Genomic DNA, 13,131 nt, shown 5'->3' with positions numbered 1-13,131 from the left:
CTTTGGAAAGATTGTCTTTTGAATGGGGAATAGACCAATTTCAGCTCTTCTGAAAATCAGAGATTATAGAAGAGCTGAATTGGTTTAATGCTTAAATTTTTTAAAAATTATAACTCAGCGAAAGCATTACACTTCTTCCGGCTTCGGGAATATTTCCGATGCTGGTGTGCGTGTGATAGTAGTCATCGAGGAGATTATTCAGACTTAGAATAGAAGAAAGAGAATCATTCATCCAGTTTCGTTCCCAGGTGAAATTCAAGATAGCATACCCTTCGGTTTTGTCCTCAATCGACATTGTTTCTGCGATTCGGTTTTGTGCTGCAGCCCATTCCACTTCTGCCATCCACATGTTTTTATTATGGTGAATATGAAGCATACTGTTTCCTTTCAGAGGAGGGATAAGGGGCAGGGGTTCACCCAGTGTTCGATTCTGAGCATAAAGATAGGAAACCCGATTCTCCAAACTAAAGATGTGAGAAAAATTATTCAGCATTCTGAATTCCCCGCCCGAAATAGTGGCATCCCCAACATTAGAATATCGCTTGAACTTGAAGTCGTTGCTGCTAACATCTTCAGCCAAAACTCCATCAATATAATTGTAATACTGCTTGTAAAATAGCGACAAAGTGAATGAATGATTTTCAGCTTCCCAGGTTGTATTGATATCAGTGTTAAGTGATCGCTCGGTTTGAAGCCAGGGATTTCCGTCGTAGAAAAAACCATCGGTATAGTTGTAGATATAATGTCCAAATAGCTCCATATGATTACCCATGCGCTCAGAGTACACCAAATTCCCTGAAAGGCTCCACCGATCGTTCAGCATCCAAAGCGTGCTCAATGATCCGGATAGCAGAAATTTTTGACGGGTTTCTACTTCTCTGCCATAAGCTCCCTCAAAAAATGAAGCATAGCGGTCGCTTCCGGTTCCCAAACTTTTATATCTGACATTTTCTTCCAGCTTCAGCAATACGGATTCCGATATTCGAAATTGATGCTTAAATCCTAAACCAAAATTTTGAGTCTGCACGTTATCCAAGTTATAGATATACATATCTTCGATATCGGGATAAATACTGATCATCTCCATATCACCAAATGCTTCAGAAGAAAAGCCATTTATAAACCAGTCAAAAGAATGATCGAATATTGTTGCCAAGCCATTAATACGAGCTCCAAAAGTTGTGGTAGTCCCATACATTGGCATATTCATTCCTTGCATAACTTCACGGGTAGCAACATCCCGGTCATCGTCATCCATCCAATGGCGAATCATATTGGCATAAACCTGAATTTTATCGAATTGAAAATCTTTGTTAGATGAGGCAAAATTAAATTGAATCTGCCCAATGTCGGCAAGTGCCTTTGTTGCATCCATCAACAGGGCGGGGTAACCTACATCATAAGCTTTATCAGTAATATAATTGGCTTCAATCGAATGGTTGGATGGAAACGTATGCTTGTAGCTCAAATTCAGGTTCAGTTTTTCATACTGCGTATTGTTTATAGTACGATCATTGCCGGCCGTAAAATCATCGGCTTTTTTGTAGCTCCCGGAAAACCGTAAGGCATTTCGACCGGAGGCATCTGAAGTATTCCCGGTGATGTTCAAGGTTCTATATTGATCGGGATAACGATAAGCAGACTTAAGCTCCATGGAAAAAGCATTAAATTCAGCTCGCTGGGTTATAAGGTCAATAGAGCTTCTTCCTGATCCATTTTGAGCAACTCCGGACCCACTCTTATCAATATCCAGCTTGGAGAGGTTGTTGGTTTCGACGTAGGAGGTAATTGGGTCCATTTTGTCTACACAAGCTTTAAAAATCTGCATCCCATCAATGGTTAAATTCATGCGTTGGTCACTTTGTCCTCGAATGACCGGTTCCCATGCAAAAGCACCCCGTTTATTAGTTGAAATCCCATCAATATTATCCAGGAACTGATCCATGCTTTGAGTAGTGTTACGCTGTTCATAGGCGCGCACATTATCTGTTCCTTCAGGATTGCCGATGACCAAAAGTTCAGTTTTATCCTGAAATACTTGGGGGTTCAAATAGATAGTTTTTGTATTTAAACTCAGGAGTGTTTCTTTGGTGGAAAACCCAACTGCAGAAATAAATACATGCGAATGTTTTTTGGGATTGATGCTGAAGTAGCCATTTAAGTCAGTTACTGTGAGTACGTTTTCAGAATGATCTTTGATGTGTGCCTGAACAATCGGTTCTTGGGTGGTTCGATCCAGCACTTGAATGGATATTTCCTGTCCCAAGATCGGCTCAGCCCAAATAAAAAATGCGATGATATAAATTAACTTCTTCATGACCTCAATTTCTTAAAGTAGCAACCTTACAGTATTCTTAGACCTGCGAGCGTTGCGGTTTTTTGTTTTTATAATTCAACATTGAACGCTGCGAGGTCTTAAGGACGCTCGCAGGTTCTTTTCCAGTTTTCTACTCAGCTTGAACGCTGTATTCGAATACCACTTCCGGCAGCGTGTCATTTTCCACAATTAATTCTACTGAAGTAGTCCAGGTGCCACTCATGCTGTAGTTGATAGAACCTTCGTAGGCTCCATTGCCGGTGGCTGTTGGAGTTGCGTAATCTGTGGAATGACCGCTTCCTCCACCCATATCCATATAGGGGTATACGTCCATTTCAATATCTGAAACAGCTGGGAAGTTCATCATGGATGCTCTAGTGTGAACCAAAAATGTAAGATCATTTTCACCTACAACCGGTTTATTTGGAGAATGCCATGTAATGAAATAAACGTCCCCACTTTGCTCATGTTGAACACTTGTGAGTCTCCAGGAAGAATTGACTTCAATGGGCATCTCTCCTGAAATGACTTCATCGTTTTGTAAAGTAATTTCAAAATTCACAGTCCAGTTGCCCATGCCGCTTGGCATAATAAAAACGGCCATGTTTTTAAAATACCGATCATCCTCCTCGGCAGTTTGAGGCTGTTCGAAAGGGGTTGAGTGCATCATGTTCATTTCAACCATATCCATCATAGGGTTAATGGTGATTGATTGCGGGGTTATCATATTCCCGTCTTGTTCTATCTTCCAATAAAGGTCATTGGAGCCGGTTTCGAGTTCATTATCTGACTCAAGAGAAACGGTGTAGCCATCAACCGTAACAGAGTTAATGGGCATCAAATCCAATGTAGGATCTGAATCATTCGTGGTGTTGCAAGAAGTGGCAGTAAACACCAAAACTGCCATAGCCGTTATTCGGCCAAATATATTTAGCTTATTCATGGTAAAAACCTTGTTTAGTTTTGTTTAAATAGAGATATGAGAATCCAATGAACTGGATTCCGTTTGATAAATAGTATTAAACAAAACTAACCGCGGGGAGGGCGAAGAAGGTCGGGAACAGTACCGGATAAGACCATAAATTCTTTTTCAGCATTGAATTCATGCATATCCGTTAGGCTGGGTAAGTCTTCACTACTCAAATAAAGAGCATTGAATTTTGCAATAACAATAAGTGATTGTGAGGCAGTATTAGAATCAGAATGAGAACTGGAAAAGTAACAAAACTCATTATCGTGATCATCGGAATGAGCATTCTCTTTGTTCATATCATTGTGGTGACATGTACAAATAGTTTCTCCTTCTTCTATTTCACAAAAGCAGAAAGTAACTTCACAATGATGCTCTTTACTGTGCTTATGGGTGTGATCAATAACTAATCCAAAACCTAACCAACCCACAATATTCCACAGCAACACTATTAAAGTAGTGTAGCCGGTAATTTTGTGATATGTGGAATTCAAACTCATTAGAACCAAATATAAAAATTCTACATAAAGAATATGTTAAGTGAATTAAAAAGAGTCAATAGAATAGACTTTATTACAACAATTAGAACTGTTTTTTAGTACGATTTTAAATTCAAGAGAATTCAGCATACAATTCACGATATTTCATTTTATGCCATAAAGCCAAAAATACGCCCCAGAATATAACAGCTACTGTTTGGTGTAGCACACCAAGTGCAATCGGTACGCTATATATCACCGTAAAAATTCCAAACAGATATTGCAGCACAAGAACTCCTAATAAAGAACTGCCAAGCTTCATCAAGTCTGAAGAACGGTCTGATTGATATAATTTCCACCAGAAGGAAAGAACAGTGGTAAGCAAAATAGTTCCAATAACTCGATGAATCCACTGAACAGTGCCGGGGTTCTCAACGAGGTTTGCTACGAAGGGCTCAAGGGCTGAAAATGTTGGGGGAAGCCATTCGCCACCCATTTTTGGGAAACTGTTATACATATATCCGGCATCAAGACCGGCTGTAAAGGCCCCATAAATAATTTGAAGCCAAAGCAAGGTACCAATGGCATACATCCATTTTTTATAAGGAATGGCATTTGCTTCACCCTTTTTAAGACTGCTGTGGTATTTAACATCCAAAGCCAGCCACAGGCAGTAGGCAAAAAGAATCAGTGCCAAAGAGAAGTGAATAGCCAGCCGGTAATGGCTGACATAGGGCACATCTACCAAACCACTCTTGACCATTATCCAGCCCATAGCACCCTGTGAAGCTCCAAGAAAAAGTAGTATCCACAGTCGCTTTAGCAATCGTTTGTCAAAATGCCCTTTTACCCAAAACCAGATAAAGGGAACAATGAAAATGATACCAACGACTCGGCCAATCAAACGATGAAGATATTCCCAAAGATAGATGGTCTTAAACTCATCCAGCGACATGCCTGCATTCAGTTTTTGATACTGGGGAAACTCCTTGTACCGTTCAAAAGCCTTGTCCCATTCCACTTCATTCATGGGAGGGACGGAACCCATAATGAGATTCCAATCGCTCATGGAAAGGCCGGAATCAGTCAACCGGGTAATTCCACCAATTATTACCATCAGGGTTATTAAAATCACTCCGGACCAAAGCCAAAGATAAACAGGTCGGTTATACTCAGGGTTCATTTTGCATAAATTTTAAATAGTTATTCATCTTCTCCGTAGATGAGGTCCAGAAATTCTTGTTGCTCAATATTGCCGAAGTAATCCTTTACATCTACTTTTTTGATGGAAGCTGCGATGTCTTCCGGTTCATACCGAACACCTTGAAGTAAATCTTCAACTTCATGAGCAGATTCTTTACCAAAGAAATCCCCATAAATTTTCAGGTTTTTGATATGGCCTTTTTGCACGTCGAGGCGGAGGTCAATTTCCCCAACCGGAAATCGCTTGGTTCTTTGAATGTTGAATTTAGGGGATTTTCCGTAATTCCATTCCCAGTTTCCATATTTCTCATCTTTCAATTCATGAACCGATTTCCACTCGTCTTCGGTTAGCTTATAGGTTTCAAAATTTTCACGATCCTGGTATAAGCCATCCAAAATACGCTGTTTAAAATCTGATAACTTCATTTTTTTGGTATCAAGAAACTCGATGATATTAGCCACCCGGCTACGAACTGATTTATGTCCCTTTGATTGAATCTTACTCATCTTCACATTCAATGCATTGGCCACTTCACCCAAATCGCTGTTGAAGAGGAGGGTGCCATGACTGAACATCCGTTTGCCGGTAGAGAATTGTGCATTTCCGGATATCTTTTTTTCGTTAGCCAAAATATCATTTCGCCCACTCATCTTTGCCGGAACACCCATTTCCTTCAAAATGCGAATGACCGGCTCGTTGAATTTCAGGAAGTTATTTAGATTCTCTTGTTTGTAATTGGTGATGAAGCTGAAGTTAAGATTCCCCAGGTCATGATACACCGCTCCACCGCCCGACATCCTTCTAACAACATGAATGCCATTATTGCGAACATATTCGTCATTGATCTCTTCCAGTGTGTTCTGATTTCTACCAATGATAATAGACGGTTCATTAACATAAAAAAGCAGATAATCGTCTGATTCACCAAAATTGCGTAATGCGTATTCCTCAAGGGCAAGGTTGATCTGAGGCTTAGTGATTCCCTCGTTGTCGATAAAGATCATTGGGTGCGATATATTTTTTAATTATGATGGTTTGAAAGGTATGATCATTCTGCCGAAAAGGGGAATCAAATTAGTCTATGTAGTTTATAACAGGGGACAAAGAATCAACTATTTGTCCCGTCAACTCCGGCTACTTTAAGGGTTTGAGTTAATATAACACCATATACTAAATGCATCAGTAATCCTGCGATGATGAGTTTGCCCGGAACCCATGTTTTGGAGTAGAAGATTCCAAATGATTCTCCTGCAGCCTGAGATACTACCGGCGAGACAATCAATCCGGCAATTACTGAAATTATAATGCCATAAATAATACCCTGAACCAGCCAGTTACCGGGAATACGCTTCTGAAGGTACACCACCCAGATTAGTGCCAAACCAATTCCAATGAGGTTAAAAGCAAGGTTCCCATAAAAAATGTGATATGGTTCTCCCTCATAAACATGATTAAAACTTTCGGTCAAAATATGTCCCACATCAATGACCGGTAAGCCAATAGCACCTTGAAAAAAGGCAACCATCGCCATCAAAAAAGTTGCAATAAAACCACATATCACGGTACGAAAGAAAACAGAAGAGCTCATATGATCACCATTTGGGTTAGTTACATGTTGCCACTAAAACACTAAAACACGAAAATTTTAAATCACTGAAAACACAAAGATATTAAATACTTTTTCACTTTTAGTGTTTTTGAGATTTCGTGGCAATAAAATTACTCAATTTTTATCACATTTCTTGCAATCCAATTCTTTACCTAACTTAGACTTACGCCCTTCCTCGGATATTACCCAGGGACGTAATTGCCAGGGCGGATTATGCCGGACATGTTGGGTGTGGCCGCATTTCAGGTCAGCTACCCAATCCCCAACTTCGTCTTTGTGAAATCCTACTATTTCTTGTTTCATATTTTAGAAAAGGTCTAAACTTTATAGGTCGAAATTAGTATGAATTGGTTGGATGCGTAAACAGATGGCACAAAAAAATAGGATTCATTGTTCTAAAACTTATAAAAGCATCATTCAAATCTTTAAGTTAAGTATTATACATTTGAAAAAATCCTGTTTAAACTGAATTCAAAAGCTTAACTTTGAAACCGTTTTTGCACACTAAATTGTATTTGTGGAAAACCTCAATCACTCTGACATCGAAGATTTTAAATTTGAGCCAGTTACGACGGTAGCCCACTCCAATATTGCACTTATCAAATATTGGGGAAAACGATCCGTGCAAATGAATTTGCCGGCAGTTGGATCTATTTCCCTCACGCTCGATGCTCTTCATACCCAAACCACCCTGCAGTTTGATGAGAGTTTAGATCAGGATGTCTTTAGCCTGAATGAAAAAGAATTTGGTGGAAAAGAACTAAAACGAATATCTGATTTTCTTGATCTTGGAGCGGCGACAAAAGACCGGCCAAAAGCTCGCATCAATAGCCGGAATAATTTTCCAACCGGTGCAGGGCTGGCATCTTCTGCTTCAGGATTTGCTGCATTAGCTTTAGCAGTCAACGACCGTCTTGGTTTGAATTTAAATGATGAATCACTTTCAGCTTTTGCAAGAATGGGCTCGGGTTCTGCTGCTCGTTCTATTTACGGTGGTTTTGCTGAGATGAAATTGGGTAGTAAAGAGGATGGCAGTGAAGATATAGCAGTTCAACTTTATGGTGAATCTCATTGGGATATCCGGTTGTTGGTAGTGGTAACTTCCACAGAAAAAAAGAAACTTGGCTCCACTGAAGGGATGAACCGAACGGCTCAATCTGCACCATATTATAAAGAATGGATTTCATCTCAGTCCTCAGATCTCGATGAAATGAGAAACGCCATTTCAGCCAAAGATTTCGAAAAAGTTGGGGAACTTACTGAGCATAGTTGCTTTAAAATGCACGGACTTGCTATGTCTGCGAGGCCTCCAATTTTATATTGGAATGCTGCGACCACAGAAACGATTCATAAAGTGTGGAAATTACGTCAAAGCGGAATACCGGCTTATGTCACCATTGATGCAGGTCCGCAGGTAAAAATATTATGCCTACCGGATTCAGTTGATGAGATCAAGAAAGCCGTATTTGAAGTGGATGACGTAGAGCACATAATTGAAGCAAAACCGGGGCCGGCTGCGAAAATAGTAACCCCGGAAAATGAAATCATCGCATAATGGACGATATTACCATCAACGTTACATCACCGGGAAAACTCATTCTTTTGGGCGAGTATGCTGTATTGGAGGGGGCTCCCGCTTTAGTTGCCGCAGTAGACAGGCAATGTGAAGTACATATTGATTCTCTGTATAACAGTACGTTTCAAGTGCGTACACCCAACTTAAACCTACCCGAAATTCAGTTTAACCTTGATGGGTACGGAGATGCTCACTTCCGAACCCTTGTTGATTCAGATACTGAAGACCAGCTTAGATTTGTGCTTTGCATTCTGAAATATGTAACTCAAAATTTTGGACATATTCCCGGCGCTTCCATTCAGATTGATACTTCTTCTTTTTACCATCGGGTTACCGGTCATAAATTTGGACTTGGTTCCAGTGCGGCGCTTACGGTTTCTTTGCTTTCCGGGTTGGTAGAATATATGGGAGTAGAAATGTCGGAAATGGACCTCTACCAAGAAGCTTTCCAAGCACACCGTTTTGCACAGGGCAAAGTAGGCAGTGGCGTGGATATTGCAGCAAGTGCTACCGGTGGGATTTTAAGCTACACCATGCCCGATAATCCTGATCAGCCCAATGGAGTTATTGAACGAATTAATCGCCCCGAAAATCTTTATATGTCGTGTATTTGGGCCGGATATGCTGCTTCAACCCGGAATTTTGTACGAAGTGTAAATGAGTTCAAAGAGGAGAACCCATCTGCATACAAATCGATTATTACAAAAATGTGTGACTTGTCAAAAGAGGGAGTGAAGTCATTCGGCTCCGGAGATGTAGATACTTTTTTGGAAGTCATTTCAGGTTTTACAGAGTGTGAACGTGAGCTGGGTAAGCGAAGTAACACAGAAATCATGTCGGATGTGCACGAAGAAATTTATTCTATAGTGAAGAGTCAAGGTGGGACCTACAAACCATCCGGTGCCGGCGGCGGTGATATTGGAATAGCATTTTGCAATAGCGAGCATACCATGACAAAGATTAAGCAAGCCATCGATAATAGCGTATTTGACCTAATGAATCTTGAAGCTCAACCCGCAGGTGTAGAGATTTCCAAAACTCAGGAAATCAGCGAATAAATACCAAGTATAGCAACTTTACTAAGCTCACTTTTCGAAATTTATATCCATGAGTAATAACGACAAATCCCGCATTCCAAAGTTTTATAAGTATAGTGTAGAAAATCGCCTCGATATTTTACGTGACAAAGGAATCCTTAACCAGGAAGATTACATTTCTCTTCGAGAGCAAATGCATCTGTTGACGCAGGAGAATGCAGATAAGATGATCGAAAACGTGATCGGTGTATTTGGACTTCCCTTGGGCTTGGGGCTCAATTTCCTGATCAACGATAAGCCATATATCGTACCAATGGTGGTGGAAGAGCCCTCAATTTTAGCGGCGGTAAGTTCTGCAGCAAAAGTGGTACGTAATGCCGGTGGTTTTGAAGTTGAATCTGATGATCCAATCCTGATCGGACAAATTCAGCTGGTGGATGTGCGTCATCCCATGAAAGTTCGTCACGCTATTTTGCAGGAAAAACAGGAGATCCTGAATCTTGCCAACAGCCTTCACCCCAATATGGTAAAAAGAGGTGGAGGTGCTATTGATCTGGAAGTAATGATTCATCAGCAAGACCGACATCCGGGAAGCATGGTAGTGGTCCATTTGTTGGTTGACACGAGGGATGCGATGGGAGCTAATTTAGTGAACAGTATGTGTGAAGGGGTGGCTCCATTGGTCGAAAAAATTTCCGGATCTAAAGTATATCTCCGCATCTTGTCAAATTTGACTGACCGTGCTATGGTGAGGGCCAAGTGTGAGATCCCAACCAAGTTTTTAGATTTTAATGATTCGTCAGGAAAAGAAGTCCGTGATGGAATTATAAGGGCCGCAGAATTTGCGGGAGTAGATCCGTATCGGGCTTCCACCCACAACAAAGGTATCATGAATGGGATTGATCCATTGGCTATCGCTACCGGTAACGACTGGCGGGCTATTGAAGCTGCGGCTCATGCCTATGCAGCCCGAACCGGACGATATACTTCACTCACCAACTGGTTTAAAAATGAAAATGGAGATTTGGTTGGGACCATAGATATTCCATTAAAAGTAGGAACGGTGGGTGGTTCTCTGAAATCCAATAAAGCCGTGGCAATTGCACATCGTATTTTAGGAATTGAAAAGGCCACTGAGTTAGCTGAAGTAATGGGAGCCGTTGGCTTGGCACAGAATTTCTCCGCCCTGCGATCTTTAGGAACTGAAGGCATTCAACGGGGACACATGACGCTGCACGCCAGAAGTGTGGCAAGTACCGCAGGCGCTCCGGCCGATTTGTTCGAACAAGTGTTGGAGCGGCTCGTGGAAAGCGGAGAGATCAAAGTATGGAAGGCCAAAGAAATTGTCGCTGAACTGCAAAAGGAAAAGAGTATAGGAAAGGTAACCGCTCCAACGCCAGACAAAGACGATGACATGTCGTTTGGATACGGAAAAATTATTTTGACCGGCGAGCACTCAGTGGTGCATGGTACACATGCTGTAGCTGCTCCCATTACCCTAAAAATGAAAGCTAAGGTATGGGATCACGACAAAGGAGTGCGATTGATGATACCGAGATGGGGAGTTGAGCAAACACTGGAGTTTGGGGCAGATCATAAATATTCCATCTATAAATCACTGGAAATGCTTCTGGATCATCTGGATTTAAGAGACAAGCCAATGAATATTGAAGTCTTTCCGGAAGTACCAAGGGCCATGGGAATGGGAGGGTCTGCAGCATTGGCGGTGGCCATCATTCGGGCTCTGAATAAGCATTTCGAATTAGGCCTTGGTGATGATGATGTTCGCCGATTGTCTTTTGAATCTGAAAATATTGTACATGGCGGGGCATCAGGAATTGATAATACCGTGTCTACCTATGGTAATTTAATCATGTTCCAAAAAGGGACTCCACCTAAAATGGATACTCTCCATTTGGAAGAGTCCATACCAATTGTAATCGGACTGAGCGGAGTGGAAAGCATGACTTCAAAAATGGTGAGACAGGTTCGTGAACAGGCTGAAAAATATCCAAATTGGTATCAGCAGATTTTTGACCAGATGAATGAACTTGCCCTGGCCTCTAAAAAGGCAATCGAGGAACGGAACCTGAATGAACTCGGGATGATCATGAATATGAATCACGGGTACCTGAACACGCTCGGAGTTTCTTCTCCTGAAGTGGAAGAACTTATTGAAATTGCTCGTAGAAATGGAGCCCTTGGCGCTAAACTAACAGGCGGTGGGGGCGGTGGAGCTATGATTGCTCTTTGTGATTCAGAATCAACCCAGCAAAAAATCCAGAAAAAAATGCATGAATCAGGTTATGATGCTTTAATCGCTGAGATTAAATCTACTGAAGCTTAAAGCAATTTTATAGCTGAAGTCATTGATATGCAGTTTGGTTAATTATCGATCCAGAAGTCAATCACTAATTCTTTCCTAATGTAAGTTTGACAAACCTGCCTGACTTACAAACTTAGATAAGCTTTCCCGGTTTACAGTACAAATATTATTTAAGACATCTTCATCTTAAATTCATAATGCTTGTCTATCATTGAACAGAAACGATTTGAAGGCTTTAATCTTATTTAAGATAAAATAGTCTTAAAACTAATAACTACTAAAATCCAATACTATGAAACGCGCAATCTCAAAAATCACTCTTTTAGTTGGAATGGTTTTCTTCGGCATGAGTTCACTTTTAATGGCTCAAACCGCAGAATATACATTAGATGGTATGACCTTCGGTATGCCGGAAGCAGAAGTTTACACCGAAGATTATAACGGACCTCCTGTAGTGGGGGAGTACGTTACTAAACTTCCAAATCTGGCCTCGCTGGATTATGAAGGAAATAAGCACCATGAAGTTCGCATCGATATCATCGTGCAGGAAATTGAAGTGGCGGAAGGTGTTCGGTACCAGGCATGGACGTTCGGTGGAACCGTTCCTGGACCGGTGCTTCACGTTAAAGAAGGGGATAAGATTACCTTTGTAATGAAAAACCGATCAGATGAAGAAGTGAAGATTACCAATCCTGCCAAAGGTGGATCTCCTTTCATGAATCAGGTAGCTAATAATCCCTATCAGAAAAACTCAGCGGCTATAATGCCAATGCCTCACTCCATGGATTTCCATGCAGGCACTGTTGCCAAAGATGACAAATGGAGAACAATTGGTCCCGGAGAAACGATCAAATTTGACTGGATGGCAAACTACCCAGGAACCTATATCTACCACTGTGGAACACCAAGTGTATTGATGCACACAGCGATGGGACAACACGGAGCTGTAGTTGTATCTCCAAAAGATGGATATGATACCGGTTATGAAGTGGACCGCGAGTATGTGATCGTACAAAGTGAGTACTACCTGACCAAAGGTTCCGGTGATCTGTATACTTACGACTTTGAAGCAGCTTCGAGCAACAATCCTTCTCATGTTGTATTCAATGGACACCAAACGATCCTGCACGACCAACCGCTCAAAGCCAATGCCGGTGAACGAGTACGATTCCACGTAAGTAATAACGGTCCAAGCGGAACATCCAGCTTCCACGTGATTGGTGGGATCTTTGACAGAGTGTGGTTAGAAGGACACCCATTCAACGAAATGAGAGGAATGCAGACTGTATTACTTGGAGCCTTCAGCTCAGCTACCATCGATATGATTGTACCTGAAGAAGGCAAGTACATTCTTATTGACCATGAATTTGTGGATGCTGAGAAAGGTGCCACAGGTACGCTGAAGGCTGGCCCGAAAAAGAACTAAAGAATAAAAAAAGAAGGGCGGACAGATTGTCCGCCCTTTCATATTATAATACTGCTTTGAACCTGTAGAACTGGAAGCTGGAGCTTCCCGGACTGCATTCCCAAGCAGGACAGCCTGTGTGAAAAGTCGAAAAAAAATGTAATGCTATTGCTATATATAGCATTAATAATTATTGTTATGTGTGTAA

General features: G+C 41.3%; 11 protein-coding genes. 4 read left to right on the top strand and 7 right to left on the bottom strand.

Annotated features, from left to right (window positions below):
• Nucleotides 1-100: 100 nt before the first annotated feature.
• The 7 genes from RI561_RS02655 to RI561_RS02625 form a co-directional block, all read right to left on the bottom strand.
• Nucleotides 101-2,317 (bottom strand): TonB-dependent receptor, encoded by a 2,217-nt coding sequence (locus RI561_RS02655; RefSeq protein ID WP_395078673.1) that lies wholly within the window; start codon nt 2,315-2,317, stop codon nt 101-103.
• 130 nt (nt 2,318-2,447) lie between these two features.
• Complete coding sequence (locus tag RI561_RS02650) at nt 2,448-3,260, bottom strand: FixH family protein (RefSeq protein ID WP_395078672.1); 813 nt, start codon at nt 3,258-3,260, stop codon at nt 2,448-2,450.
• A gap of 86 nt (nt 3,261-3,346) precedes the next feature.
• Entirely contained in the window at nt 3,347-3,787 is a 441-nt protein-coding gene (locus RI561_RS02645; protein ID WP_395078671.1) for a hypothetical protein, read from the bottom strand.
• A gap of 112 nt (nt 3,788-3,899) precedes the next feature.
• Entirely contained in the window at nt 3,900-4,949 is a 1,050-nt protein-coding gene (locus RI561_RS02640; protein ID WP_395078670.1) for a COX15/CtaA family protein, read from the bottom strand.
• Nucleotides 4,950-4,969: 20 nt separating this feature from the next.
• Entirely contained in the window at nt 4,970-5,974 is a 1,005-nt protein-coding gene (locus RI561_RS02635; RefSeq protein WP_395078669.1) for a lipoate--protein ligase, read from the bottom strand.
• Between the two features lie 104 nt (nt 5,975-6,078).
• The gene (locus RI561_RS02630) at nt 6,079-6,558 is read right to left on the bottom strand and encodes a hypothetical protein (RefSeq protein ID WP_395078668.1); all 480 of its coding nucleotides are present in this window, start codon (nt 6,556-6,558) and stop codon (nt 6,079-6,081) included.
• A gap of 135 nt (nt 6,559-6,693) precedes the next feature.
• Nucleotides 6,694-6,882: a DUF3565 domain-containing protein gene (locus RI561_RS02625; RefSeq protein ID WP_395078667.1), complete on the bottom strand. Its 189-nt coding sequence runs from the start codon at nt 6,880-6,882 to the stop codon at nt 6,694-6,696.
• A gap of 214 nt (nt 6,883-7,096) precedes the next feature.
• Between RI561_RS02625 and mvaD the strand changes: the two genes are divergently transcribed.
• The 4 genes from mvaD (at nt 7,097) to RI561_RS02605 (ending at nt 12,944) form a co-directional block, all read left to right on the top strand.
• Entirely contained in the window at nt 7,097-8,134 is a 1,038-nt protein-coding gene (mvaD, locus tag RI561_RS02620; protein ID WP_395078666.1) for a diphosphomevalonate decarboxylase, read from the top strand.
• Nucleotides 8,134-9,213 carry a mevalonate kinase gene (locus RI561_RS02615; RefSeq protein WP_395078665.1) on the top strand — a complete coding sequence of 360 codons (1,080 nt, stop codon included), beginning with the start codon at nt 8,134-8,136 and terminating at the stop codon, nt 9,211-9,213. Before mvaD ends, RI561_RS02615 begins: the two co-directional genes overlap by 1 nt.
• A gap of 49 nt (nt 9,214-9,262) precedes the next feature.
• Nucleotides 9,263-11,539, top strand: a complete 2,277-nt coding sequence (locus RI561_RS02610) for a hydroxymethylglutaryl-CoA reductase, degradative (protein ID WP_395078664.1) — start codon at nt 9,263-9,265, stop codon at nt 11,537-11,539.
• A 271-nt stretch (nt 11,540-11,810) separates the two neighbouring features.
• Nucleotides 11,811-12,944, top strand: a complete 1,134-nt coding sequence (locus RI561_RS02605; RefSeq protein WP_395078663.1) for a multicopper oxidase domain-containing protein — start codon at nt 11,811-11,813, stop codon at nt 12,942-12,944.
• Nucleotides 12,945-13,131 lie beyond the last annotated feature (187 nt).

Source organism: Gracilimonas sp. (assembly GCF_031581265.1).
Lineage (GTDB): Bacteria > Bacteroidota > Rhodothermia > Balneolales > Balneolaceae > Gracilimonas.
The sequence above is the reverse complement of the archived record's forward strand: the minus strand, read 5'-3'. Positions and strand labels throughout refer to the sequence as shown.

Coding starts and splice junctions, on each gene's coding strand:
- RI561_RS02655 (WP_395078673.1), bottom strand. CDS start 2,317: ATGAAGAAGTTAATTTATATCATCGCATTTTTTATTTGGGCTGAGCCG.
- RI561_RS02650 (WP_395078672.1), bottom strand. CDS start 3,260: ATGAATAAGCTAAATATATTTGGCCGAATAACGGCTATGGCAGTTTTG.
- RI561_RS02645 (WP_395078671.1), bottom strand. CDS start 3,787: ATGAGTTTGAATTCCACATATCACAAAATTACCGGCTACACTACTTTA.
- RI561_RS02640 (WP_395078670.1), bottom strand. CDS start 4,949: ATGAACCCTGAGTATAACCGACCTGTTTATCTTTGGCTTTGGTCCGGA.
- RI561_RS02635 (WP_395078669.1), bottom strand. CDS start 5,974: ATGATCTTTATCGACAACGAGGGAATCACTAAGCCTCAGATCAACCTT.
- RI561_RS02630 (WP_395078668.1), bottom strand. CDS start 6,558: ATGAGCTCTTCTGTTTTCTTTCGTACCGTGATATGTGGTTTTATTGCA.
- RI561_RS02625 (WP_395078667.1), bottom strand. CDS start 6,882: ATGAAACAAGAAATAGTAGGATTTCACAAAGACGAAGTTGGGGATTGG.
- RI561_RS02615 (WP_395078665.1), top strand. CDS start 8,134: ATGGACGATATTACCATCAACGTTACATCACCGGGAAAACTCATTCTT.
- RI561_RS02610 (WP_395078664.1), top strand. CDS start 9,263: ATGAGTAATAACGACAAATCCCGCATTCCAAAGTTTTATAAGTATAGT.
- RI561_RS02605 (WP_395078663.1), top strand. CDS start 11,811: ATGAAACGCGCAATCTCAAAAATCACTCTTTTAGTTGGAATGGTTTTC.